Below are 26,408 nucleotides of genomic sequence, written 5' to 3'. Positions count from 1 at the left end.
CCATTAAATAGAAAACAGGACAGAGACATGGTCGCAGTACGTGGAGCACATCTAAAACAAAACACGATATTTGAGCTCGCCTCATGGGTCGAAAGTTTACGTTTAGATGCAAAAACGTTTGGACGTTTAGAAGGAACTTATCTACGTTGTCAGGAACTGGTTATCGATCACGATAATGGTCCGTTGCTGTTATGGCGCGGTCGTGAAATGGTTGAGATTCTGGTGACGTTAAGCATGGATGCCGATACGCTAATATCGGCAATGCTATATCCATTAGTTGAAGCGGGTTGTTATAGCCATGAGCAAGTAAAAGAAGATTACAACGGCACTATTCTGCATTTAGTAGAAGGTGTTGAACAAATGTGTGCTATTAGCCAACTTAAATCGACGGCAGAAGAAGCGGCCCAATCAGCACAAGTTGATAGTATTCGTCGAATGCTGTTATCGATGGTTGATGATTTCCGTTGTGTCGTTATTAAGCTAGCGGAGCGTATTTGTAATCTTCGTGAAGTGAAAAATGAACCTGATGCGGTGCGTCGTATCGCGGCACAAGAGTGTGCCAATATTTATGCACCGTTAGCAAATAGATTGGGTATCGGGCAATTAAAATGGGAAATTGAAGATTACGCTTTCCGTTATCAACATCCCGAAGTTTATAAGCAAATTGCCAAACAGCTTTCCGAACGTCGTATTGATCGTGAAGGCTACATCATGCATTTTGTTGATGATTTGTCGGACGCAATGCGTGCCTCAAATATTCGTGCAGAAGTGCAAGGTCGACCTAAACATATCTACAGCATTTGGCGCAAAATGCAGAAGAAAAGCTTAGAGTTTGATGAGCTGTTTGATGTGCGTGCCGTACGCATTGTCGCTGAAGAATTGCAAGATTGTTATGCCGCGTTAGGGGTTGTGCATACCAAATATCGTCATTTACCTAAAGAATTTGATGATTATGTCGCTAATCCTAAACCTAACGGCTACCAATCTATTCATACGGTTGTATTGGGCCCTGAAGGTAAAACAATTGAGATTCAGATTCGTACTAAGCAAATGCATGAAGAATCTGAGTTAGGGGTTGCTGCGCATTGGAAATACAAGGAAGGCCCTGCAGCTTCTGGTGGTGCTCAGTCTGCTTATGATGAAAAAATAAATTGGTTACGTAAGTTACTGGTATGGCAAGAAGAAATGTCAGATTCTGGCGAAATGCTGGATGAGCTTCGAAGCCAAGTGTTTGATGATCGTGTTTATGCCTTTACCCCAAAAGGGGACGTGGTTGATTTGCCATCAAATGCAACGCCGTTAGATTTTGCGTATCATATTCACTCTGAAGTGGGGCACCGTTGTATTGGTGCAAAAGTAGAAGGTCGAATTGTACCGTTTACTTACCATTTACAGATGGGGGATCAGGTTGAAATTATCACGCAAAAAGAACCTAACCCTTCTCGTGATTGGTTAAACCCTAATCAAGGCTTTGTGACCTCTAGTCGTGCGCGAGCCAAGGTTCATGCTTGGTTCCGTAAGCAAGATCGTGATAAAAATATTATTGCCGGTAAAGAAATTCTTGAAGCGGAGCTGAGTAAGATCCATGCAACGCTAAAAGATGCACACTCTTACGCCAGTAAACGCTTTAATGTTAATTCGCCAGAAGAGCTGTATGCTGGTATTGGTAGTGGTGATCTGCGGATCAATCAAATTATCAATCATATTAATGCGCTAATTAACAAACCTACAGCGGAAGAAGAAGATCAACAACTGCTTGATAAACTATCTGAAGCCAGTGAAAAAGCGTCACATACAACCAAAAAGCCACGCCGTGATTCAGTCGTTGTTGAAGGGGTTGATAATTTAATGACTCACTTAGCGCGTTGTTGTCAGCCAATTCCTGGTGATGATATTCAAGGCTTTGTGACGCAAGGACGAGGTATTTCTGTTCACCGTCATGACTGTGAGCAGTTAGAAGAACTACGTCACCATGCACCAGAGCGTATTATTGATACGGTGTGGGGCGGTGGTTTTATTGGTAATTATACTATTACTGTTCGCGTGACTGCTTCTGAGCGTAATGGTCTGCTTAAAGAGCTGACCAATACCTTGATGAATGAAAAAGTTAAAGTGGCGGGCATGAAGAGCCGGGTTGATTATAAAAAGCAAATGTCGATCATGGACTTTGAACTTGAATTAACAGATTTAGACGTTTTAGGACGGGTGTTAAATCGAATTGAACAAGTAAAAGATGTTGCCCAAGCTAAACGTTTATATGGTTAACTGTATAATATAGATATTAAAAATGGGTAGCATTAGCTGCCCATTTTTATATTTAAATAAAGCAAAACAAGAGCATGATAGTTTGTTTGAAATAGATATTGTTTTTATATAACTGTGTGTTGGTATTTTATAATTCGATAAATATAGATATTATTATAAAAAATGAAAATTATTAAAAATATTGACTCATATAAGGTGACAGGATAATATTTAATCATCTTACTTATGATGATGTGTTATGTATTTTTTGAAATTACATAAATTGGTGTTTATTTTATTTACCACTCTGCTTTTTTTAAGCAGTAGTGTGAATGCTGCATTTATAAATCAAACCCCACATATCATAACTGAATTATCATCTAGTGCCTCAATACAGAATAAAGATACATCTTCAACTTCTGCGGCGAATAATAACTGCTGTTTGAATTGTAAAGACTGTTCTCATTGCCAGTGCTGCCAAATAGTCACGCATACTAATATTAGTAGTGTGTTACATATTATACCTGCTTTGCCTTTGAAAATAGCGAGTGTGAGTCAATTAGCACCGATTGAAGCTATTCAAGATGAAATGATAATTACAATAGCACCATCAATATATCGACCTCCTATTGCCTAATAGTTTGTTACTTACTGTATGTTCGAATAAATATTATATTATTTTTCGATTCAGTAATGCTATTTACATTAATATCATCAATCTAACTTATAGATATAGGTGATATTGTTGAAGTGATATTTATAGTTCTATTTATATAGCGCTATTGGAGAGTTGTAATGAAAAAAACGATATTCAATGTAATAACACAGAAAAGTATATTAAATATAATCTTACTCTGTGCATTATTTATTATCCCTGATAATGATTTTATGAATGTTCCGACAGAAGCCATTAAACAATTGATGTTTTTTATTTTATGTATTCAGTGCATTAAAGGATTTGAAAATAAAATAGTGCTAGGTTGTTCTTAATTGAACAGTCTTTGAACATTACAAAATAATATACATTTATTAGGATAAATTATGAACTTATATACGTTTGATAATATTGTTAAAACTCATGCTGTAAAAATGGTATTCGTGGCTGTTAGTCTCTTATTTTCAACGTCGGTATTTGCTGAGTCAGTGGCTGATCACGATTGTAATGACGGCCGTTGTTCTCAATATGTTGTAAGCAATGATAATGCTCATCAGCATGATCGCAACTGTCAGCATCATGATAATAACGACTATAACCACCACCATAATGGTGATTGTAATCATCACAATAACGATGACTATAATCATCATAATGGCGATTGTAATCACTATGACAATGAAGACAGTAATTACCGTCATAACAGTGAGTGTCGTCATCATGACAGTGATGGCGGAAACCATCATGGAAACTGTCACCATAATCAATAATCGTGACTATGAATCATTGAATTAGTTTTCTACTATTAACTATCAATGTTATGGCGCTGTTAGTGTGATCTAATGGCGCCATTTATAAAGAGTAGATAATATGGATGATAAAATTCGCCCTCAGATAGAACAGCTATTAAGCATTATGAGTCAATTACGCGATCCTCAAACGGGGTGTCCGTGGGATTTAAAACAAGACTTTGATTCAATCGTGCCTCATACCATTGAAGAAGCATATGAAGTAGCTGATGCGATAGAGCAAAAAAATTGGACTGATGTAAAAGAAGAGTTGGGCGATTTATTGTTTCAAGTGGTTTTTTATAGTCAGCTTGCCAAGGAACAGGGTTTGTTTGACTTTAATGATGTGGTTACGGGGATCAGTGACAAGTTAATCCGTCGCCATCCGCATGTCTTTAGTGATAAGCAATTTGATAATGAAGCGGCGGTTAAACAAAATTGGGAAGCTGAAAAAGCCAAAGAACGAGCACAAAAATTACAAGATGAAAGTTTGCTCGCTAATATCCCTTTAGCATTACCGGCATTGACTCGTGCAGATAAAATTCAGCAACGCTGTGCAAGCCAAGGTTTTGATTGGGATAGCCTAGGGCCTGTGGTAGATAAAGTGACGGAAGAGTTGGATGAAGTGATGGCAGAGGTCATTCAAACGCCACAAGATCAACATAAGATAGCTGAAGAGATGGGAGATTTACTTTTTTCAGTGGTTAATTTAAGCCGCCATCTCGAGGTAAAACCTGAACATGCACTCCAACAAGCAAATAAAAAATTTGAGCGACGTTTTCGCCAAGTTGAAAAAAATGTGCTAGAACAAGGTAAGTCACTAGAGCAATGCTCATTAACTGAGCTAGATCTTGAGTGGGATAAAGTAAAACAACACGAATGCAATAAATAACTATTCCCATTTGGGATGTATATGCTATAACGGTATAGTGATTTAGTGGCTAAAAGTATCGAAATGGGGTGAAAATAACGCGCATATCACTTCCTTGATTTGAGACAAAAAAAATCTTAGGGGTGTGTGATAGTTTTTCACGTTGTGGCGATAAATGGTGTCTGGTATACTAATTTCCCGTCCAGATACACTTTATCCTCTACACCAATCTTCCAGGTTTAACATGACAACGAATTATATTTTTGTTACGGGCGGAGTAGTATCCTCTCTAGGTAAAGGCATTGCTGCAGCATCTTTGGCAGCTATTCTAGAAGCACGTGGTCTTAATGTGACCATGATGAAATTAGACCCTTACATTAACGTTGATCCAGGCACAATGAGCCCTACTCAGCATGGTGAAGTATTCGTTACGGAAGACGGTGCAGAGACTGATCTTGATTTAGGTCACTACGAGCGTTTCATTCGTACCAAAATGACTAAGCGTAATAACTTTACTGCTGGTCGTGTGTACGCTGATGTATTACGTAAAGAACGTCGTGGTGATTACCTAGGTGCAACGATTCAGGTTATTCCACATATCACAAACGAAATTAAAGAGCGTGTGATTGCTGGTGCTGCGGGTCATGATATAGCGATTGTTGAAGTCGGTGGCACAGTTGGTGATATTGAATCACTACCATTTATGGAAGCTATTCGTCAGCTTGCAGTACAACACGGCCGTGAAAACACCATGTTTATGCACTTGACATTAGTGCCTTACCTTGCTGCTGCTGGTGAAGTGAAAACTAAGCCAACTCAACACTCAGTAAAAGAATTACTTTCTATCGGTATTCAACCAGATATTTTGGTTTGCCGTAGTGATCGTATTATTCCTGCAAACGAGCGTGCAAAAATTGCTCTGTTCTGTAATGTGCAGGAAAAAGCGGTTATCTCAATGAAAGACGTAGATTCAATCTACAAAATCCCACAACTTATTAAAGCTCAAGGTCTTGATGACTTGGTATGTAAGCGTTTTGGTATTACTGCGCCAGAAGCTGATCTATCTGAGTGGGAACAAGTTATTTATGAAGAAGCTAACCCGACAGCAGAAGTAACTATTGGTCTGGTTGGTAAATATACTGAACTACCTGATGCATACAAATCAGTTAACGAAGCGCTTAAGCACGCGGGTCTGAAAAACCGTATCTCAGTGAAGATCAAATATATTGATTCTCAAGATGTTGAGTCTAAAGGCACCGAAGTGCTTGCTAACCTAGATGCAATCTTAGTACCGGGTGGCTTTGGTCATCGTGGTATCGAAGGTAAAATTCTGACGGCTCAATATGCACGTGAAAACAAAATTCCATACCTAGGTATTTGTTTAGGTATGCAAGTAGCGTTGATCGAGTTTGCTCGTAATGTAGCGAACATGGCTGATGCGCACTCAACTGAATTTAACACTGAAACTAAACACCCAGTTGTTGGTCTTATCACTGAGTGGGTTGATAGTGAAGGTAATGTAGAAGAGCGTACTGAAAAATCTGATCTAGGCGGCACAATGCGTCTTGGTTCTCAGTTATGTCATCTTCAAGACGGTTCAAAAGCACGTGAATTGTACGCTCAAGCGTCAATCCATGAGCGTCACCGTCACCGTTACGAAGTTAATAACAACTTGCTACCAAAGCTAGAGAAGGCTGGTCTGAAAGTATCAGGTCTATCTGCTGATAAGAAGCTCGTTGAGATTATTGAAATTCCGAACCACCCATGGTTCGTTGCTGCACAGTTCCACCCAGAATTCACATCAACACCTCGTGATGGTCACCCATTATTTGAAGGTTTTGTTAAAGCTGCTGGTGTATACCACCGCGGTGATTCTGATAAGTAAGGATTACTGATGGCTGCAACAACTACCGTTGCAGCTATTTTATTTAGCTTTTAATTTGAAGATAAAGCAGAGGAAACACAATGTCTAAGATCGTTAAAGTTCTAGCTCGTGAAATCATTGACTCACGTGGCAACCCAACAATTGAAGCTGAAGTTCACCTAGAAGGTGGTTTCGTTGGTATGGCTGCTGCGCCGTCTGGTGCTTCTACGGGTTCTCGTGAGGCTCTTGAGCTTCGTGATGGCGATAAATCTCGTTTCCTTGGTAAAGGTGTTCTTAAGGCAGTTGCTGCTGCTAACGGTCCAATCGCTGAAGTACTAATGGGTAAAGACGCGACTGATCAAGCTGCAATCGACCAACTTATGATCGACCTTGATGGTACTGAAAACAAGTCTAACTTTGGTGCTAACGCAATCCTAGCTGTTTCTCTTGCTAACGCAAAAGCAGCTGCTGCATCTAAAGGCATGCCTTTATACGAGCACATTGCTGAGCTAAACGGTACTGCTGGTCAGTTCTCTATGCCTCTACCAATGATGAACATCATCAATGGTGGTGAGCACGCAGATAACACTGTTGATATTCAAGAGTTCATGATTCAGCCAGTAGGTGCTAAGACACTTCGTGAAGCTGTACGTATGGGTTCTGAAGTATTCCACAGCCTAGCTAAAGTTCTTAAGTCTAAGGGTATGAGCACAGCTGTAGGTGACGAAGGTGGTTTCGCTCCAAACCTTGAGTCAAACGAAGCTGCTCTTAAAGCAATTCAAGAAGCTGTTGAAGCTGCAGGTTACGAGCTAGGTACAGATATTACTCTAGCTATGGACTGTGCTGCTTCTGAGTTCTACAACAAAGAACAAGGCATCTACGACCTTAAAGGTGAAGGTAAGCAATTCACTTCAGAAGAGTTTAACTACTTCCTGAAAGATCTTACTGAGAAGTTCCCAGCTATCGTTTCTATCGAAGATGGTCTAGACGAATCAGATTGGGCTGGCTTCAAGCACCAAACTGAACTACTAGGTGACAAGATTCAACTAGTAGGTGACGATCTATTCGTTACAAACACTAAGATCTTCGCTGAAGGTATTGAGAAAGGCATCACTAACTCAATCCTAATCAAGCTTAACCAAATCGGTTCTCTAACTGAAACTTTAGCTGCAATTAAGATGGCTAAAGATGCTGGTTACACTGCTGTTATCTCTCACCGTTCAGGCGAGACAGAAGACGCAACTATCGCTGATCTAGCGGTAGGTACAGCTGCAGGTCAAATCAAAACTGGTTCTATGAGCCGTTCTGACCGTGTTGCTAAGTACAACCAACTTATCCGTATCGAAGAAGCACTAGGCGAGCGCGCTGCTTTCAACGGTCTGAAAGAAGTTAAAGGCCAAGCTTAATTCTTTTAAGCCTATAATTGAGCTTGCTCAATTAGCCTAAATCGAACCGTCTCTTAGGAGGCGGTTTTTTTTTACTAAAAAGTGATGCTGCTATAAATATCGCTTAAAAAATGTTTTTTGTTTGATTTAACAGCAAATTTGACACTCAACTAGCACTACATCAACTCTATAACCATAATAGTGGTCACCATAAGCCGATTATGGGATTATTACGTTTTCGCAGTCTGCATTCCAATAACTCGTCACGAGCGGTTTATTGGAATGTATTTCGGTGGCATTGACATCTACGCTAATTTTGAAGGGGAACCATGCGTCTGTTTATCATTATCCTGCTAGTGCTTTTAGCTTGGCTGCAGTACGACTTTTGGGATGGTAAAAACGGTATGAATGAATATACCGCAGTAAAAGAAAGCGTTGCTTTACAGCAAGCAGCGAATACTGAATTACAACAACGAAATCAACAAATGTACGCAGAAATTAAAGATCTTCACGGTGGCAAAGAAGCAGTGGAAGAACGTGCGCGTAATGATTTAGGCTTAATTAAGCCCGGCGAAACCTTTATTCGCGTGCTTGGCGATAATAACTAAAGACTGCATTTTTTTGTTGTGAGTGAAGTTGATGATGACTGAAGAATTTATTGCCGTAGTACCTGCGGCTGGGGTCGGTAGTCGAATGGCGGCCGATCGCCCAAAGCAATATCTTCATATTGAAGGTAAAACGATTTTAGAACATACCGTTGATCGATTATTGGATTTACCTGAAATTACGCGAGTAGTGATTGCTATAAGCGCTGATGATCCTTATTTTCCACAGCTAGCATTAGCTACAGATCCTCGCATTACAGTGGTGAATGGTGGTGCTGAACGGGCTGATTCAGTGTTTGCTGGTTTAGCTGCCATTAACAATGATAATGCATGGGTATTAGTGCATGATGCTGCGCGACCATGTGTTCGTCGAGCAGATTTACGCGCTTTAATAACCTCCGCTGTGAATAGTGACAGTGGCGCAATTTTAGCAGCACCTGTACGTGATACCATGAAACGCGGTCATCAACAGTCAGCTCAGGCTCATATTTCTCATACTGTTGAACGTGATAATTTATGGCATGCACTCACACCACAGATGTTTCGTGCTGGGCAATTACGCCAATCGTTAACAACGGCTTTAGCACAAGGCGCAACCATTACTGACGAAGCGTCAGCGCTTGAATTTTGTGGTTATACGCCACTGCTTGTTGCGGGTCGCAGTGATAATTTTAAAGTGACTCAGCCAGAGGATTTGGCGTTGGCTGCGTTCTATCTTCAACTTTTATTAAAGGAACAACATTAATGCGTATTGGTCATGGGTTTGATGTGCATAAATTTGGTGGCGCAGGTCCAGTTATTATTGGTGGCGTTGCCGTTCCTTATGAACAAGGTTTAATTGCACATTCTGATGGTGATGTAGCTTTGCATGCTGTTTGTGATGCGTTATTAGGAGCCATTGGTGCGGGTGATATTGGCCGTCACTTTCCTGATACCGATGCAGAATGGGCGGGTGCAGATAGTCGATTTTTACTGCGTGATGTCTACAACAAGGTTAAGGCAATGGGCTATTGTCTTGGTAACCTGGACGTCACAATTATTGCCCAAGCACCTAAAATGGCACCACACATCATTGCGATGTGCCAAGCTATTGCCGATGATCTGGAAACAGATATCACCAATATTAATGTTAAGGCAACCACTTCTGAACGTTTAGGTTTTACTGGACGTAAAGAAGGCATTGCTTGTGAAGCAGTTGTTTTAATTAAAAAGGTATAATCACATCATGTCGACAAATAACACCTCTGCAAACGTAATGGATTGTTTTAAGTGGCTGCATGAACAGCCAACTTGCCAAGGAAATATTAAGGCAAACCCACAAGATTTTATCGTTAACGAGCAGTTAGGTTTTACCTTCAGTGGTACTGGCGAGCACTTAATGGTTAAAATTCGCAAAACGGGCGAAAATACCAAATATGTAGTAAACGAATTAGCCAAAGCCTGTGGTGTGAAATCGCGTGATGTGAGCTGGGCCGGTCTTAAAGATCGCCATGCAGTGACTGAGCAATGGATTAGTGTTCATTTGCCAGGTAAAGCCGATCCTGATTTAACCCAGTTTGAAGCTGAGCATCCCGGTATTGAAGTGCTTGAAACCACTCGTCATGATAAAAAATTACGTCCAGGAGACCTTCAAGGTAACTGGTTCCAATTACGTCTAACTGATTTAGATCAGCCACAAGCATTGGCTGAGCGTTTAGAACTGGTTAAACAACAAGGCGTTGCTAACTATTTTGGTCAACAACGTTTTGGCTATGGTGGCAATAATGTCATTAAAGCACGCGCTTGGGGTAATAATGAATTCCGCGTTCGTGATAAGAGCAAACGCAGTTTTTACTTATCTGCTGCTCGTTCTTGGATGTTTAACCAAGTATTATCAGCGCGTATTGAGCAAAATCTTACTCGTGAAATCATGCTGGGTGATTGCTTGCAAGCCGCGGGTGATGATCGTACTTTTATTGCAGAAACCATTACTCCTGAATTACAGCAACAAGTAATTAACGGTGAGCTGGCAATTACAGGGCCATTATTGGGTGATAATGCATTACCTACAACAGCAGATGCACAAGCATTTGAATTAGCGATTGTTGAACAAGAGCCAGCTCTGGTAGCATTGGTTCGTGATAATCGCATGCGTCATGATCGTCGTCCATTGTTATTATTGCCTCAGGATATGCAATGGCAGTTTGATGATAATGGTGTGATTCTTTCTTTTGCTTTACCTGCTGGTAGTTTTGCGACGTCGGTCGTGCGTGAGTTAATCATGCCACTAGAATCAGAAGGTATGAATGATGAGAATACTGATCAGCAATGATGACGGTATTTTTGCTGAAGGTATAAATACGTTAGCCAAGGTCCTTAGTGATCTTGGTGAAGTAACGGTGGTAGCTCCTGATCGTAATCGATCAGGAGCCTCTAATTCGTTAACCATTGATTACCCATTACGTATTCGTCAGCAAAGTGATAATAAGGTTGCAGTGCAGGGGACGCCAGTTGACTGTGTCCATTTTGCACTTACTGAATGGTTAGATGTACGCCCTGACATTGTGGTCACAGGCATTAATCACGGTGCAAATTTAGGTGATGATGTGCTGTATTCGGGCACCGTTGCCGCGGCAACTGAGGGCTATTTTTTAGGTGTGCCTGCGATTGCGGTATCATTAGTGGGTGAGACCCATTTTGAAACTGCCGCTCAAGTTGTTAAAATCCTGATTGAAAAGATGGTTATGCACCCCTTAGTTGGAGCGCATAAAATTATTAATGTTAATGTGCCTGATGTACCTTTTGAACAACTAAAAGGGTGGAAGACAACCCGTTTAGGTGCGCGTCATCGTGCCGTAAGCATGATAAAGAAAACTGATCCTCGGGGTAATCCCTTATATTGGTTAGGTCCTCCTGGTGATACCCAAGATGCAGCAGAAGGTACTGATTTTTTTGCGATTGAACACGGGGAAGTTTCAATTACTCCGTTACAAGTCGACCTGACTGCGCATGATGCAATAGCCGGGCTAGAAAGCTGGATGCATACGGTGGAGATCCGATAACTATGCGTTATCAGAGGCAAGTTGATAACTTAATTGCATTATTAATGGCTCGCGGTATTACTGATCAACGAGTGTTGCGCGCAATTGCGGCAATACCGAGAGAGTTTTTTGTTGATGAGGCATTTTCTTATCAAGCGTATGAGAATAATGCGTTACCAATAGGCAGTGGTCAGACGATTTCACAGCCTTATATTGTTGCTAAAATGACGTCGTTATTAGCATTGACAGCGCAATCTTCAGTGCTAGAAATTGGTACAGGATCAGGTTATCAAGCTTCAGTATTAGCACAATTAGCCGATCATGTTTACTCTGTTGAGCGAATTAAAGGTTTGCAATGGCAAGCAAAACGACGTTTTAAGCAATTAGAATTGTATAATATTTCAACCAAACATGGTGATGGATGGCAGGGCTGGGAAAGTAAAGGCCCATTTGATGCTATTATTGTGACCGCTGCGCCAAGTGAGGTTCCCCAGAGCCTCTTAACCCAACTTGCTGATGGCGGCCGATTAATATTACCCGTAGGTTATTCAGAACAAGTGTTAAGATTGATTGTTCGCAACGGCGATCAGTTTATTGAAACGGATATCGAACCTGTTAAATTTGTGCCGTTAGTGGCTGGAGATTTGGCGTAAACCATGAGTATTGAGCGTATGATGAAAAAAATAATTCAACCTTCTTTGCTAGCAGCCACGTGTGTGATGCTGCTATCTGCATGTAGTAGTCATACGCCTGCGCCTGTTTCAAACCTTAGTAAAGATTATTCACAACTACAACGTGGTAGCTTTCATGGCCGCTATTACACCGTTCAGAGAGGAGATACACTGTATTTTATCTCTTATATGGCGGGGCGCGATGTTAAAGACATCGTAAAGCTAAACCGTTTACCTTATCCCTATACTATTTATCCGGGACAACGATTGGCCATTCCAACATCGGATAGTCATATCACTGTACCAACGCGCACAATCCCAACCCCGTCAAAGAGTGTTGTGGTAACGCCTCTGGTTATACCTTCAACGACGAAAACGGTAACCCAGACCTTACCGAAAACAGTAACACCAAAACCTGTCGTGCAAAAAACAACCAATAAACCAGTTGCTAAGCCGAAAGCAAAAGAGTACTCTGAAAAAACAAAAGTTAACAAACCTGTAACAACCAAGCCGGTAGTAACTAAACCCGTAGTAACAAAACCTACCGTACATGTTTCAAGTTCTGGTTGGGCTTGGCCGGTGAAAGGAAAAGTTATTGCTGGGTTCTCAAATGCAGATAATGGCAATAAAGGTATCGATATTACCGCTGCTCGTGGTACTCCAATTCGAGCAACCTCAGCAGGTAAAGTCGTTTATGCAGGTGATGCACTACGAGGATACGGTAACTTAGTCATCATTAAGCACAGTGAAGATTACCTCAGTGCTTATGCGCACAACGATAAAATCTTAGTCAAAGAACAACAATCAGTTAAAGCTGGCCAGGAAATCGCAACAATGGGTAGTTCTGGTGCATCAAGCGTTAGATTGCACTTTGAAATTCTCTATAAAGGCAAGTCTGTCGATCCAATGCGCTTTCTTCCTAAGTAGTACGCCATAATAAAAATAGAGAGAAACGTATAAATTAGAGATGACATCATGACGTTGTAATGTCTTTAACTCGCCATCTGGGAGGCGCTATGAGTAGAAGCAGCACAGCCAAAAAACTTGAATCATTGACATTAGATGACAGCATGGAACTTAATAGTTTAGTGGTGCCAACTGATAATAATTCTGATACGTCAGCATCGACAGAAGATGTTGATATCTCCAAATATGAGACAAGTGCGAAAGCACTTGATGCAACCCAACTTTATCTGGGTGAAATTGGATATTCTCCTTTGCTCACTGCTGAAGAAGAAGTGTTGTATGCTCGCCGTGCATTGCGAGGTGATGAAGTCGCACGTAAACGAATGATCGAAAGTAATCTTCGTTTAGTCGTGAAAATATCACGTCGTTACAGTAATCGTGGGTTAGCATTACTTGATCTGGTTGAAGAGGGAAATTTAGGGCTGATTCGTGCGGTTGAAAAATTTGACCCTGAACGTGGCTTTCGCTTTTCAACTTATGCGACATGGTGGATCCGTCAAACTATTGAACGGGCGATCATGAATCAAACCCGCACTATTCGCTTACCGATTCATGTTGTGAAAGAGCTTAATGTTTATTTACGTACCGCACGTGAATTAGCGCAAAAGCTTGATCATGAGCCAACCGCTGAAGATATTGCACAGCAACTTGAAAAATCTGTCGATGATGTGAACCGTATGCTACGTCTTAATGAGCGTGTAAGTTCGGTCGATAACCCTATCGGTGGTGACTCTGAAAAAGCTTTGCTGGATATTATTCCTGATGAAAAAGGCGGTAGTCCTGAAACATCAACTCAAGATGACGATATTAAAAATTCAATCGTCCATTGGCTACAAGATCTTAACCCGAAACAGCGTGAAGTATTAGCGCGTCGATTTGGTTTATTAGGTTATGAAGCATCGACATTAGAAGATGTTGGTCGTGAAATTGGCTTAACGCGTGAGCGAGTACGTCAGATTCAGGTTGAAGGATTACGTCGTTTACGTGATATGTTAACCCATCAAGGGTTAAGTATTGAGTCACTTTTTAATCAAGAAATTTAATCAAGATGCTTTATTAAGACATCTTATGGTTAGTCGTAATCTGTAATCATGAAATAGTAGTACAACACCGTTGTGAGTATTAATATTAGCGGTCTTTTTATTTACATTTTTACGCGAATAAATGCTCATTGTAATCATAAAAAAGGACGCTTTTGCGTCCTTTTTTGATGTTATGTTTTCAATAGATTACGGTTTAATATTAGCGTAATAGTGCTTTTAAACGATACAGTTCATCTAATGCTTGGCGCGGCGTTAGCTCGTCAGGATTAACATTTGTTAATGCTTCTTCGACTTCGCTTGGCTCTGGAATCAAACTCAGTTGATGTTCTTCTCGTGGTGGTTGTCCTGCAATTGCTGCTGATGGTTGGGCTTTTTGATGTCCCAGTGCCTCTAATTGCTTTAATTTTATTTTGGCTCGTTTGATTACCGCTTTGGGTACACCGGCAAGGCTTGCTACCGCTAAACCATAAGATTTACTGGCTGCACCGTCTTGAACACTATGCATAAAGGCAATATTGTCACCATGCTCTATCGCATCAAGATGAACATTGGCGAGGCCTGAAAGTAAAGACGGTAATTCAGTGAGCTCAAAATAGTGAGTGGCAAACAATGTCATTGCTGCAATTTTATCTGCTAGCCATTCTGCACTTGCCCACGCGAGAGATAAGCCATCATAGGTACTGGTGCCTCGGCCAATTTCATCCATTAACACTAAACTGTGTTTGGTTGCATTATGGAGAATATTCGCGGTTTCTGTCATTTCGACCATAAAGGTTGAACGACCAGACGCAAGATCATCTGATGCGCCAATACGGGTAAAGATACGATCCAGTGGACCGATAGTAACCGCTTCTGCTGGCACAAAAGATCCGACATGTGCCAGTAAGGCAATCAGTGCAGTTTGGCGCATGTAAGTTGATTTACCGCCCATGTTTGGACCGGTAATGATCAACATGCGACGATCTTGGTGTAACGCGATTGGATTAGCAATAAACGGTTCACTTAATACTTGCTCAACCACCGGGTGACGACCCGCAGTAATATTAATGCCTGTGGTGGTGGTCAATTGTGGGCGGCAGTAATTTAAACTATCAGCACGTTCAGCTAAGTTTGCTAGTACATCTAATTCAGATAAGGCACTTGCTGCTAACTGTAACCGTTCTAAATGCGGTAACAATTGATCAAATAATTCTTCCCACAGCTTTTTCTCAAGTGCTAATGCTTTTGATTTTGAATTTAGCACCTTATCTTCGTGCTCTTTTAATTCAGGAATAATATAGCGTTCAGCATTTTTTAAGGTTTGGCGACGAATATAGTGATCTGGAACTAAGTGGCTTTGACCACGGCTGACCTGAATAAAGAAACCGTGAACCTGATTAAAGCCCACTTTTAAACTATCAATATCGTGGCGATCACGTTCACGGGTTTCAAGATCGGTTAAATATTGTTTAGCACCATCAGCTAAGTCACGCCATTCATCTAATTCCGCATTATAGCCCGGAGCTAACACCCCGCCATCACGAATAATAACGGGTGGGTTTTCGATGATTGCATGCTCGAGTAGTTGGCATAGATCATCCATTGGCGCACTGTGTTGTGCTAATTCACCAATGCGAGGCTGTGGAATGTCAGCTAATAATTGTGCTAATTCAGGTAAATATTGCATTGCAGTGCGCATACGCGCTAAATCACGAGGACGCGCTGAGCGTAAAGCTAATCGAGCGACAATACGTTCTAAATCACCCATATGACGTAAGACACTTGCCGTATCGACAAACATGCCACTGTCTTTGAATGCTTCAATGGCATTTAAACGGCCATTTAATTGGTGTTGATCGCGAATCGGTTGGTGTAACCAGCGCTTGAGTAAGCGGCTACCCATTGGGGTTGCGGTATGATCTAACACTTCAGCCAGAGTATTATCAAAACCGCCCGCTAAGTTTTGAGTTAATTCTAAATTACGGCGGGTTGCGGCATCTAAAATAACGGCATGATCTTGAGTATCAAGGATGATTGCACGAATATGCGGCAGAGCGGTACGTTGGGTATCTTTGACATATTGCATCAAACAACCCGCAGCACATAAGCCTAAGTTGGCATTCTCAACCCCAAACCCCACTAAATCACGCGTTCCAAACTGTAATGTTAGTTGTTGGCGTGCGGTTTCTAATTCAAATTCCCAAATTGGACGACGACGTTTACCTTTGAACGGTTCGACCAAATGTAAATAGGTAAAATCTTCAGGATAAAGCAGTTCAGCGGGGCTCGTGCGTTGTAGCTCGGCTTGCATTTCTTCTTCAGTTGCAGGCTCGGTTAACATAAAGCGGCCAGAGGTAATATCAAGCGTTGCGTAGCCGAATTTATTATTGGCAGTATAAATAGCGGCAATAAGGTTATCACGACGTTCGTTCAGTAAAGCTTCATCACTGACGGTACCTGGCGTAACGATACGGACAACTTTACGCTCTACAGGACCTTTGCTGGTGGCGGGATCCCCAATCTGCTCACAGATCGCAACCGATACCCCTTGTTGAACCAATTTAGCCAAATAACCTTCCACTGCATGGTAAGGTACACCTGCCATTGGAATCGGCTCGCCATTGGTTGCGCCACGTTTGGTCAGCGAGATATCAAGTAATTGTGAAGCTCGTTTGGCATCATCAAAAAACATCTCATAGAAGTCGCCCATGCGGTAGAACAATAAAATATCAGGGTTTTCAGCTTTGATCCGAAGGAACTGCTGCATCATAGGAGTATGTTTTTCTAAGCCTTTTATCGTCACGATATTGCCTACTCTTGCTGGTTCAACGTCGACTACTTGGCGTAGCTCGACCAATAAAATAATGAAGCCTAAGGATACGTGAATCAGTGGATCGGGCAAAGTAGCCATTGGACTTTTTTTCTCATCTTTGCAATGGTGAGTAACAGGCGTAAAGTTAGCTGATATACATCAATGTATTAAAGACAATAAATAGAGACCAGCTTGGAGGCACTCATGGTAAATATTGAACAATTGGCTTATGAACTTGGTGAAGCACTAACCGCTAAACAGTGGGTGGCAACCACCGCCGAGTCTTGTACTGGTGGTGGAGTATCTTTTGCTATTACTGATATTCCGGGAAGCTCTGCATGGTTTAATCGCGCATTTATTACTTATAGCAATGAAGCCAAGAAGCAAATGTTAAGCGTTACTGAGCAAGCACTAATTGAGTTTGGGGCAGTCAGTGAAGCGGTTGTATTTGAGATGGCTTGCGGCGCTTTAGCTGCTTCACGTGCGGATATTAGTGTGGCGATCAGTGGAATTGCTGGCCCTGATGGTGGCAGTGAAGATAAGCCTGTGGGTACAGTATGGTTTGCTTGGGCTGATGCGACGGGTTGGCAACAAACGCGATGCTGCTTATTCAGTGGATCACGCCAGCAAGTTAGACAACAAGCGATAGCAGAAGCATTATCAGGTTTGATTTGTCGTATTAATAAGGTGATGGATTCGTGATCCTATTCTTAAAAAATCGTATTTAACAAAAAAAAACAAACCAGAACTAGACACTGTATGAATAGACAGTATACTAAGTCTCATACCCAGTTTAGTTACTTTATTTTAGCATCCGTTGGAGAGTCGAATGGACGATAACAAGCAAAAGGCTCTTGCCGCAGCGTTAGGCCAGATTGAGAAGCAGTTCGGTAAAGGTTCAATTATGAAATTGGGCGATAACCGTACTATGGATATCGAAACTGTTTCAACGGGTTCATTATCACTTGATATTGCACTCGGTGCTGGTGGTCTACCAATGGGACGTATCGTAGAAATCTACGGCCCAGAATCTTCAGGTAAAACAACCTTAACCTTAGAAACGATTGCCGCGGCTCAAAAAGCAGGTAAGACGTGTGCATTTATTGATGCTGAACACGCACTCGATCCAATTTATGCGGAAAAACTGGGTGTTGATATTAACCAACTTCTTGTTTCTCAACCCGATACCGGTGAGCAAGCATTAGAAATCGTTGATGCACTAGCTCGTTCAGGTGCGGTTGACTTAATCGTTGTTGACTCCGTAGCAGCCCTTACACCAAAAGCTGAAATTGAAGGTGAAATGGGTGATTCACATATGGGCTTACAAGCACGTATGTTGTCACAGGCAATGCGTAAATTAACCGGTAACCTTAAACAGTCTAACTGTATGTGTATCTTCATTAACCAAATTCGTATGAAAATTGGTGTAATGTTTGGTAATCCAGAAACGACAACGGGTGGCAACGCATTGAAGTTTTATGCTTCTGTTCGTCTTGATATTCGTCGTACTGGCGCAATTAAAGATGGTGATGAAGTTGTAGGTAACGAAACCCGCATAAAAGTTGTTAAGAACAAAATAGCGGCACCGTTTAAGCAAGCGGAAACACAGATTTTGTATGGCCAAGGTTTTAACCGTAATGGTGAATTAATTGACCTGGGTGTTAAGCATAAATTAGTTGAAAAAGCAGGTGCTTGGTATAGCTACCAAGGCAATAAAATCGGTCAAGGTAAAGCAAACTCTTGCAAATACCTTGTTGAAAACCCTGAAATTGCTGCTGAGATTGAGAAAAAATTGCGTGATTTACTGCTAACGCCTGCCGTTGCTGAAACAGAAACACCAGATGTTGCAGCTCTTGATGCTGAAGACGGTGATGCTTTTTAATCAAACGACTATTTAGCGTATCTATATATAATACGTCGATAGAAACCCAGCCATTGTGCTGGGTTTTTTTATGGGCTCAATTTAAGTAATAATGATATTTATAGACGCTAATTTAATTGACAAATTTAGCGTGTTTTCTGCTTTAATATGCCAAGTTGATAGTTAGCGTTATTTTTATTGGTCATTGAATTGAGTCCTCAGGTTTAGTAGGTAGGCGTATTTGTAATGAAAGAACACGTGTCGTTAATACGTTGGATCGGGAATATTATTCGACGGTTTACTAAATGGCTTTACACGCTGCGCCATATTTTTGTGGCTTTATTTGTTCTCGGTAATAGTGGTCTTATTTTTCATACGATTTACGGATTACCGATTGATTTGTTAACGCTGTTTAACGTTCGAGATTATGAGCAGATAAATGCGAGCTTTTTGATTAATGCGCCTTACTTTATGTTAGGTGTTTTTATTGTTATGAGTTCGGTAGGTCTGTTTTTTAGAGCACGAATATCGTGGATGATCAGTTTTATCTTAATGTTGATCAATATTTTTTATACTGATCATATTCATCCTCAGCAAACGCATAATATTCATTATGGAATTGCCTCGTTAATTCTCTTATTTATGGTGCGTAAATACTTTTCTAAAAGCAGTGTTGCCGCCGGTAGTATCTTTGCGTTAATCAGTGTGATCACTCTATTATTAACATCAACCTATGGTGCATTGTATTTTGGCGATGGATTTAATCCCAAGATCACCAGTTTATTGACCGCGTTTTATTATGCGATAGAAACTATGTCTACGGTGGGATATGGCGATATAGTTCCTGTTTCTGAGCCAGCACGATTATTTACTATTTCAGTTGTTGTGTCTGGTATTACCGTCTTTGCCACATCGGCAACGTCAGTGTTAGGCCCTGTTGTTCATAGTGGTTTTGAACGACTAGTTAAAGGTAATAGTAAAAAAATGGATCGTACTAATCACTTTATAATTTGTGGTTTATCCAGCCTCGCTGTGAATACCATTAAGCAATTAACCGAACGTAAGCAACCTATTACGGTGATCGTATCGCCTCGTATTCAGCAAGTCGCTAAAGATCAGTTGGAGGGGTTAGATGTGGTCGTTGGTGATTACAGTGATGGCGCTATTTTAACTCAGGCTGGGGTGATGAATGCCAAGGCCGTACTGGCACTGAGTGATGATGATGCTGACAATGCATTTATTGTGTTATCAGCGATTGAATTAGCCAGTTCAGCACGAACAGTTGCACTGGTAAACGAAAGTAAAAATATAAATAAAGTGAAAAGTGTTAATCCTGACATTGTGATTTCACCGCAGCAGTTTGCAAGTGATATTCTGGCACGGTTATTAAATGGTGAAAGTATCGATAGTGACTCTATCGTGGCATCGCTATTGCATTCAGTACAAGGGCTGTCAGAAAAAGAAATTAATAAATAATATTAATGCATTCACTTTTTAAAAACATCGATGCTACATGGAACGACAATGGCGATAATGCTTAATTTATCGCCATTATAGGTATTAGCTCATAGGGTAAATGAATAGTTTACATGCGGGAACAATATCGAGACGGTGTTCCAATGGGGATTATTTGATACATTTCGGCACATATCATTTCCCGTAATAGCTACCGTTGTTTTACAATAGCCCCCAAAAAATTTATCTTAGTTTTATTATTAGATGGTGATTGTTCATTGTTCCTGTGGTTTGAGGGCTGAACGGTTATCGAAGAAATTCGTCATGAGGCGTTTTTCTGTCTTTCTATTCCAAGCATTAATTCAGGATTTGCCAATGTACATGAGCACTGATGAGATTCGCCGCGCGTATCTTGCATTTTTCGAGAGCAAAGGCCACCAGATCGTGGAAAGCTCATCTCTTGTACCTGCGAATGACCCAACGTTGTTGTTCACTAACGCAGGTATGAACCAGTTTAAAGATACATTTCTAGGTCTTGAAAAGCGTAACTACACACGTGCGACAAGCGCTCAGCGTTGTGTGCGTGCGGGCGGTAAACACAACGACCTTGAAAATGTAGGCTTTACAGCCCGTCACCATACTTTCTTTGAGATGTTAGGTAACTTCAGCTTCGGTGATTACTTCAAGCATGATGCAATTGGTTATGCGTGGGAATTTTTAACCAAAGAGCTAAAGCTTCCTGAAGATCGTCTTGTTGTTACTATCTATGAAAGTGATGATGAAGCGTTTGAAATCTGGAATAAAGAAATTGGTATTCCAGCGGATCGCATCGTACGTATTGGTGACAACAAAGGTGCACCTTTTGCTTCAGATAACTTCTGGCAAATGGGCGATACTGGTCCTTGTGGTCCATGTACTGAAATCTTTTATGATCACGGTGATCACATCTGGGGTGGCCGTCCAGGTACACCAGAAGAAGATGGTGACCGTTTCATCGAGATCTGGAATAACGTATTTATGCAGTTCAACCGTCAAGCTGACGGTACAATGGAACCGCTACCTAAGCCTTCTGTTGATACAGGTATGGGTATTGAGCGTATTGCTGCAATCATGCAGGGTGTACACTCAAACTACGAAATCGATATCTTCCAAACACTAATTAAAGAAGCAGCTGCGGTTATTGGGTATGACGACTTGTCTAATCAATCACTACGCGTTGTTGCTGACCATATTCGTTCTTGTGCTTTCCTTATTGCTGACGGTGTAATGCCATCAAATGAAGGCCGTGGTTATGTATTACGCCGTATTATTCGTCGTGCAGTACGTCACGGTAACAAGCTAGGTGCAGAGGGCGTATTCTTCTACAAACTTGTTGGCCCATTGGCTGAGATCATGGGTTCGGCTGGCGTTGAGCTAAAAGCACAACAAGAGCTAGTAGAAAAAGTATTAAAGATTGAAGAAGATAACTTTAGTCGTACCCTTGATCGTGGTCTAACTATTCTTAATGAAGCATTAGATAACATCGACGGTAATGTACTTGACGGTGAAACGGTATTTAAACTTTATGATACCTATGGTTTCCCTGCGGATTTAACTAACGATGTTGCTCGTGAGCGTGGCTTCTCAATCGACGAAGACGGTTTTGAAACAGCAATGGCAGCTCAACGTCAACGTGCTCGTGATGCGGGTAACTTTGGTGTTGACTACAATGACGCTATCAAAGTGGATGCTGAAACGACGTTCTGTGGTTACAGCGCGACGGATGGCGAAGGTGTGATTGTTGCGCTATATCGCGATGGTAATGCTGTTGACACCATTAATGCTGGCGAAGATGCATTGGTTGTATTATCAAACACACCATTTTATGCAGAATCAGGCGGCCAGTGTGGTGATAGCGGTTTATTAACGGCTGAAGGTGTGGTGTTCAACGTTGCTGATACGCAAAAATTTGGTGCTGCAACGGGTCATAAAGGTCAATTAGTTGAAGGTTCATTAACAGTGGGTCAATCATTGACTGCTGCTGTTGACTCTGAGCGTCGCCAAGCGATTAGCCTTAACCACTCAGCAACGCACTTAATGCATGCAGCATTGCGTACTATTTTAGGTGATCATGTTGCTCAAAAAGGTTCATTAGTAAAAGCGGATAGCCTTCGTTTTGACTTCTCAAACCTAGAAGCAGTTAAACCTGAACAATTACGTGCTGTTGAGAATATGGTTAACGAACAAATTCGTGCTAACCATAGCATTGATACCAACATCATGGACATTGATGCTGCGAAAGCAAAAGGCGCGATGGCATTGTTTGGTGAGAAATACGATGACGAAGTACGTGTACTGAGCATGGGTGATTTCTCAACGGAGCTTTGTGGTGGTGTTCACGCTAACCGTACTGGTGATATTGGTCTGTTTAAGATCTTATCTGAAAGTGGTATCGCTGCGGGTATTCGCCGTATTGAAGCGGTAACTGGCGTAGGCGCAATTGCGGCAATGCACACTGAAGACATGATGCTTGCGAAAACTGCACGTTTAGTGAAGTCTGACGTGGCGTCTGTTGTTAGCAAAGTGGATGCCTTAGTATCACACAGCAAACAACTAGAAAAAGAAATTCAGCAACTAAAAGACAAGTTAGCTGCGCAAGAAGGCGCAAGCTTAATCAATAAAGCGCAAGAAATTAATGGCGTTAAAGTGTTAATTGCGAAACTTGACGGCGCTGATAACAAAGCATTACGTGGCATGGTTGATGAGTTAAAAAATCAACTAGGCAGTGGTGTGGTGTTATTAGGTAATGTTAGCGAAGGTAAAGTCGGTTTAATCGCTGGTGTGACTAAAGATTTAATTGGCAAAGTCAAAGCGGGTGAGCTAGTTAATTTGGTTGCATTGCAAGTTGGTGGTAAGGGCGGCGGTCGTCCTGATATGGCACAAGCTGGTGGTACTGACGCAGCAGCATTGCCTGCGGCATTAGAAACTGTTGCACCATGGCTAGCTGACAAACTGTAATCACTGGAGAGGTAATGTGGCACTATTAGTGCAGAAATTTGGTGGTACATCAGTTGGTAGTATTGAACGAATAGAAGCCGTTGCTGAGCGAGTGATAAAAGCTCGCCAGTGTGGCCACCAAGTGGTTGTTGTATTGTCTGCAATGGCTGGTGAAACTAATCGGCTATTGGGCTTAGCTAAGCAAATTGATGCGATTCCTACACCGCGAGAGTTAGATGTTTTACTTGCTGCGGGTGAACAAGTATCAATTGCCTTATTAGCTATGGCGTTGAATAAACGAGGCTATAGTGCGACCTCATTGACGGCAGATCAAGTTGTTATCCATACTGATAGCAACTTTAATAATGCCACAATCCATGAGGTTGAAACCCAGAATATGACCACATTACTTGGCCAAGACAACATTGTTGTCGTGGCCGGTTTCCAAGGGCGTGATATCGATGGCAATATCACAACCTTGGGGCGTGGCGGGTCAGATACCACTGCGGTTGCTATTGCAAGTGCGCTTAATGCCGACGAATGTCAAATCTTCACAGATGTTGACGGAGTGTATTCTACCGATCCAAGAATTGTACCAAGTGCGGCTCGTTTGGATGTTATTCACTTTGATTACATGACTTGCATGGCGCGCCTAGGGGCAAAAGTGCTACAATTACAGTCTGTAGAGTATGCATGCCAACATCGCGTTCCATTACGAGTTCTTTCTTCATTTGAGGAAGGGCAGGGAACGTTAGTGAATTTTGATGTAATGAGTAATCAAAACATCATTGGCGTTGCGCTCCAAAGGCAGCAGGTTTTAGTTAACATTACACTACCAGCAACTGTTCTTAATGAGCAGTTGGACTTATATGGTTTGACAGCTTGGAATTTATCAACTAATTCTAGTGATGACATATCACAAATCGTCATTTCTAATGATGATTTAGCGCGTTTAAGGCTAGTGTTTGATAGCAAAATGCGCCATATTGGTATGGTCTCTATACTTTCCTTGATTGGAAAGGATATTCAGCAACATTTGGAGTCAATTCAAAAGGTGCTGCAAGAGGCTGGCATTACAGTGCATACATATCAGGGTGATAAGAAATGTTTATCTTTATTGATTAATGAAGATGATCATCTTACAGCTGTTGATTTAATCCATGAAAAATTTGTGGTCGATAACCCGTGTTTCGGTAATCTATCGCATCTTGCTGTTTCTTGAGCCACGGCTATTTACGAAATTGTGAATTTTATTGGATAAAACGTTAAATTCTTATAAGACTGAGATTACTCAAGGAGCACTCGAATGCTAATTTTAACACGTCGTGTAGGTGAAACTCTAATGATCGGTGACGAAGTAACTGTTACTGTTCTTGGTGTTAAAGGAAATCAGGTACGTATTGGTGTTAACGCACCTAAAGAAGTATCTGTTCACCGTGAAGAAATATACATGCGAATTCAAGCAGAAAAAGAAGCTGGTACTCCGAGTACTGGTAACTACTGATTCGAAGAGGGCTAGGATAATTATCCTGGCCTTTTTTGTGCCTGTAGAAAAGTAACATCCTGTAAGTCGTGATTAAATAGAGTCAAAGGCGATGTTTTTGGGGCCCATTTTTGAATACCTGATCAATCCCATAAAGTGAATATTTTTCTGGTTACGTTGCATTAATTATCGCATTGCTTACTAAGTGTTCATTCGTGCAGCGAGTATTGGTTTTTATCAATAAAGTGTTTGACTTATTTTGGGCTAACAGTAATATGTGCCTCCACAACGTGGTGAGGTGGCCGAGAGGCTGAAGGCGCTCCCCTGCTAAGGGAGTATACGGTTTATCCCGTATCGAGGGTTCGAATCCCTCCTTCACCGCCATTATTTTTTAATGGATATTGTGAACGCTTTCTTATTGATTTAATTATCTTAATTTGGGATAATGCAACGGTAACGAAGCACAGTGCGCGCGTAGCTCAGCTGGATAGAGTACTTGGCTACGAACCAGGCGGTCGGAGGTTCGAATCCTCCCGCGCGCACCATTATTTAAGCAATGAGTCATGTTAGTTTTAGCGACTAGTATCACTTGTTACTTGCACCGAATTGTGTGGTGAGGTGGCCGAGAGGCTGAAGGCGCTCCCCTGCTAAGGGAGTATACGGTTTATCCCGTATCGAGGGTTCGAATCCCTCCTTCACCGCCATTCTTTATTGATGGCAACGATGTTGATATCAATATGGTGTTTTCTTTAGCAAGAAACACCCAGTGCGCGCGTAGCTCAGCTGGATAGAGTACTTGGCTACGAACCAGGCGGTCGGAGGTTCGAATCCTCCCGCGCGCACCATTATTTAAGCAATAGGTTAATAATATAAATTAACGTGTTACTTATACCAATTTGTGTGGTGAGGTGGCCGAGAGGCTGAAGGCGCTCCCCTGCTAAGGGAGTATACGGTTTATCCCGTATCGAGGGTTCGAATCCCTCCTTCACCGCCATTCTTTGCTTTTGTTAAAAATTACCGCAAGGTAAGATTTGGCGATTGCATAATTCCTTTTATAGCTAAAAGGAATGGTTTCTGGGAATGAATTCCCAAAAAAGAAACCCAGTGCGCGCGTAGCTCAGCTGGATAGAGTACTTGGCTACGAACCAGGCGGTCGGAGGTTCGAATCCTCCCGCGCGCACCATCATTTAAAAGCAATAGACCTCAATGTTTGTTGTTGTAACAGAATTAGTGCGCGCGTAGCTCAGCTGGATAGAGTACTTGGCTACGAACCAGGCGGTCGGAGGTTCGAATCCTCCCGCGCGCACCATCATTTAAAAGCAATAGACCTCAATGTCTGTTGTTGTAACAGAATTAGTGCGCGCGTAGCTCAGCTGGATAGAGTACTTGGCTACGAACCAGGCGGTCGGAGGTTCGAATCCTCCCGCGCGCACCATCATTTAAAAGCAATAGACCTCAATGTTTGTTGTTGTAACAGAATTAGTGCGCGCGTAGCTCAGCTGGATAGAGTACTTGGCTACGAACCAGGCGGTCGGAGGTTCGAATCCTCCCGCGCGCACCATCATTTAAAAGCAATAGACCTCAATGTTTGTTGTTGTAACAGAATTAGTGCGCGCGTAGCTCAGCTGGATAGAGTACTTGGCTACGAACCAGGCGGTCGGAGGTTCGAATCCTCCCGCGCGCACCATCATTTAAAAGCTCAGCTTAGGCTGGGCTTTTTTTATGCCTCC

20 protein-coding genes and 10 tRNA genes are annotated in these 26,408 nt (G+C 41.7%); 29 read left to right on the top strand and 1 reads right to left on the bottom strand.

Annotated elements, in window-relative coordinates:
* Window positions 1-27 precede the first annotated feature (27 nt).
* The 13 genes from relA to rpoS all read left to right on the top strand — a co-directional run bounded on the left by relA (window position 28) and on the right by rpoS (window position 14,112).
* Window positions 28-2,265, top strand: coding sequence for a GTP diphosphokinase (relA, locus tag CZ809_RS13970; protein WP_080158212.1), 2,238 nt, complete (start codon window positions 28-30; stop codon window positions 2,263-2,265).
* 1,020 nt (window positions 2,266-3,285) lie between these two features.
* Window positions 3,286-3,669: a hypothetical protein gene (locus CZ809_RS13960; protein ID WP_080158210.1), complete on the top strand. Its 384-nt coding sequence runs from the start codon at window positions 3,286-3,288 to the stop codon at window positions 3,667-3,669.
* A gap of 100 nt (window positions 3,670-3,769) precedes the next feature.
* Window positions 3,770-4,579: a nucleoside triphosphate pyrophosphohydrolase gene (gene mazG / locus CZ809_RS13955; protein ID WP_080158209.1), complete on the top strand. Its 810-nt coding sequence runs from the start codon at window positions 3,770-3,772 to the stop codon at window positions 4,577-4,579.
* Window positions 4,580-4,802: 223 nt separating this feature from the next.
* Window positions 4,803-6,443: a CTP synthase gene (gene pyrG, locus CZ809_RS13950; protein WP_080158208.1), complete on the top strand. Its 1,641-nt coding sequence runs from the start codon at window positions 4,803-4,805 to the stop codon at window positions 6,441-6,443.
* An 80-nt stretch (window positions 6,444-6,523) separates the two neighbouring features.
* On the top strand, window positions 6,524-7,828 hold the full coding sequence (eno, locus tag CZ809_RS13945) for a phosphopyruvate hydratase (RefSeq protein WP_080158207.1): 1,305 nt from the start codon (window positions 6,524-6,526) through the stop codon (window positions 7,826-7,828).
* A 308-nt stretch (window positions 7,829-8,136) separates the two neighbouring features.
* Window positions 8,137-8,415 carry a cell division protein FtsB gene (gene ftsB / locus CZ809_RS13940; RefSeq protein ID WP_080158206.1) on the top strand — a complete coding sequence of 93 codons (279 nt, stop codon included), beginning with the start codon at window positions 8,137-8,139 and terminating at the stop codon, window positions 8,413-8,415.
* A 34-nt stretch (window positions 8,416-8,449) separates the two neighbouring features.
* Complete coding sequence (ispD, locus tag CZ809_RS13935) at window positions 8,450-9,157, top strand: 2-C-methyl-D-erythritol 4-phosphate cytidylyltransferase (protein WP_080158390.1); 708 nt, start codon at window positions 8,450-8,452, stop codon at window positions 9,155-9,157.
* Window positions 9,157-9,630 carry a 2-C-methyl-D-erythritol 2,4-cyclodiphosphate synthase gene (gene ispF, locus CZ809_RS13930; RefSeq protein WP_080158205.1) on the top strand — a complete coding sequence of 158 codons (474 nt, stop codon included), beginning with the start codon at window positions 9,157-9,159 and terminating at the stop codon, window positions 9,628-9,630. Before ispD ends, ispF begins: the two co-directional genes overlap by 1 nt.
* Before the next feature lie 37 nt (window positions 9,631-9,667).
* Window positions 9,668-10,723 (top strand): tRNA pseudouridine(13) synthase TruD, encoded by a 1,056-nt coding sequence (gene truD, locus CZ809_RS13925; protein ID WP_080158389.1) that lies wholly within the window; start codon window positions 9,668-9,670, stop codon window positions 10,721-10,723.
* Window positions 10,701-11,453 (top strand): 5'/3'-nucleotidase SurE, encoded by a 753-nt coding sequence (surE, locus tag CZ809_RS13920; protein ID WP_080158204.1) that lies wholly within the window; start codon window positions 10,701-10,703, stop codon window positions 11,451-11,453. The genes truD and surE overlap by 23 nt, the downstream gene beginning before the upstream one ends.
* A 2-nt stretch (window positions 11,454-11,455) precedes the next feature.
* A complete protein-coding gene (locus CZ809_RS13915; RefSeq protein ID WP_080158203.1) occupies window positions 11,456-12,085 on the top strand; it encodes a protein-L-isoaspartate(D-aspartate) O-methyltransferase in 630 nt (209 codons plus the stop codon).
* Between the two features lie 21 nt (window positions 12,086-12,106).
* Window positions 12,107-13,030: a peptidoglycan DD-metalloendopeptidase family protein gene (locus tag CZ809_RS13910; protein ID WP_080158388.1), complete on the top strand. Its 924-nt coding sequence runs from the start codon at window positions 12,107-12,109 to the stop codon at window positions 13,028-13,030.
* An 89-nt stretch (window positions 13,031-13,119) separates the two neighbouring features.
* Window positions 13,120-14,112 carry an RNA polymerase sigma factor RpoS gene (gene rpoS / locus CZ809_RS13905; protein ID WP_080158202.1) on the top strand — a complete coding sequence of 331 codons (993 nt, stop codon included), beginning with the start codon at window positions 13,120-13,122 and terminating at the stop codon, window positions 14,110-14,112.
* 199 nt (window positions 14,113-14,311) lie between these two features.
* Here the strand turns inward: rpoS and mutS are convergent, their stop codons facing one another.
* On the bottom strand, window positions 14,312-16,894 hold the full coding sequence (gene mutS, locus CZ809_RS13900; protein WP_080158387.1) for a DNA mismatch repair protein MutS: 2,583 nt from the start codon (window positions 16,892-16,894) through the stop codon (window positions 14,312-14,314).
* Between the two features lie 213 nt (window positions 16,895-17,107).
* Between mutS and pncC the strand changes: the two genes are divergently transcribed.
* The 16 genes from pncC (at window position 17,108) to CZ809_RS13820 (ending at window position 26,365) form a co-directional block, all read left to right on the top strand.
* Entirely contained in the window at window positions 17,108-17,605 is a 498-nt protein-coding gene (gene pncC / locus CZ809_RS13895; protein WP_080158201.1) for a nicotinamide-nucleotide amidase, read from the top strand.
* A 127-nt stretch (window positions 17,606-17,732) separates the two neighbouring features.
* Window positions 17,733-18,785 carry a recombinase RecA gene (recA, locus tag CZ809_RS13890; protein ID WP_080158200.1) on the top strand — a complete coding sequence of 351 codons (1,053 nt, stop codon included), beginning with the start codon at window positions 17,733-17,735 and terminating at the stop codon, window positions 18,783-18,785.
* 225 nt (window positions 18,786-19,010) lie between these two features.
* The gene (gene kch / locus CZ809_RS13885) at window positions 19,011-20,240 is read left to right on the top strand and encodes a voltage-gated potassium channel protein (RefSeq protein ID WP_080158199.1); all 1,230 of its coding nucleotides are present in this window, start codon (window positions 19,011-19,013) and stop codon (window positions 20,238-20,240) included.
* 354 nt (window positions 20,241-20,594) lie between these two features.
* The gene (gene alaS / locus CZ809_RS13880; RefSeq protein ID WP_080158198.1) at window positions 20,595-23,216 is read left to right on the top strand and encodes an alanine--tRNA ligase; all 2,622 of its coding nucleotides are present in this window, start codon (window positions 20,595-20,597) and stop codon (window positions 23,214-23,216) included.
* Window positions 23,217-23,232: 16 nt separating this feature from the next.
* A complete protein-coding gene (locus CZ809_RS13875; RefSeq protein ID WP_080158197.1) occupies window positions 23,233-24,417 on the top strand; it encodes an aspartate kinase in 1,185 nt (394 codons plus the stop codon).
* A gap of 84 nt (window positions 24,418-24,501) precedes the next feature.
* Complete coding sequence (gene csrA / locus CZ809_RS13870) at window positions 24,502-24,699, top strand: carbon storage regulator CsrA (protein ID WP_036793345.1); 198 nt, start codon at window positions 24,502-24,504, stop codon at window positions 24,697-24,699.
* Between the two features lie 271 nt (window positions 24,700-24,970).
* Window positions 24,971-25,062 (top strand) — tRNA-Ser (locus CZ809_RS13865).
* Between the two features lie 84 nt (window positions 25,063-25,146).
* Window positions 25,147-25,223 (top strand) — tRNA-Arg (locus tag CZ809_RS13860).
* Window positions 25,224-25,290: 67 nt separating this feature from the next.
* Window positions 25,291-25,382, top strand: a tRNA-Ser gene (locus CZ809_RS13855).
* A gap of 64 nt (window positions 25,383-25,446) precedes the next feature.
* Window positions 25,447-25,523, top strand: a tRNA-Arg gene (locus tag CZ809_RS13850).
* A gap of 57 nt (window positions 25,524-25,580) precedes the next feature.
* Window positions 25,581-25,672: transfer RNA gene (locus CZ809_RS13845), tRNA-Ser, on the top strand.
* Window positions 25,673-25,784: 112 nt separating this feature from the next.
* Window positions 25,785-25,861: transfer RNA gene (locus tag CZ809_RS13840), tRNA-Arg, on the top strand.
* Between the two features lie 49 nt (window positions 25,862-25,910).
* A tRNA-Arg gene (locus CZ809_RS13835) sits at window positions 25,911-25,987 on the top strand.
* 49 nt (window positions 25,988-26,036) lie between these two features.
* Window positions 26,037-26,113 (top strand) — tRNA-Arg (locus CZ809_RS13830).
* Window positions 26,114-26,162: 49 nt separating this feature from the next.
* Window positions 26,163-26,239 (top strand) — tRNA-Arg (locus CZ809_RS13825).
* Window positions 26,240-26,288: 49 nt separating this feature from the next.
* Window positions 26,289-26,365: transfer RNA gene (locus CZ809_RS13820), tRNA-Arg, on the top strand.
* The last annotated feature ends 43 nt before the right edge of the window (window positions 26,366-26,408 follow it).

The organism is Photobacterium piscicola, from assembly GCF_900166965.1.
GTDB lineage: Bacteria > Pseudomonadota > Gammaproteobacteria > Enterobacterales > Vibrionaceae > Photobacterium > Photobacterium piscicola.
Note: the sequence above shows the minus strand (reverse complement) of the source record. Positions and strands in the feature narration are given on the sequence as shown.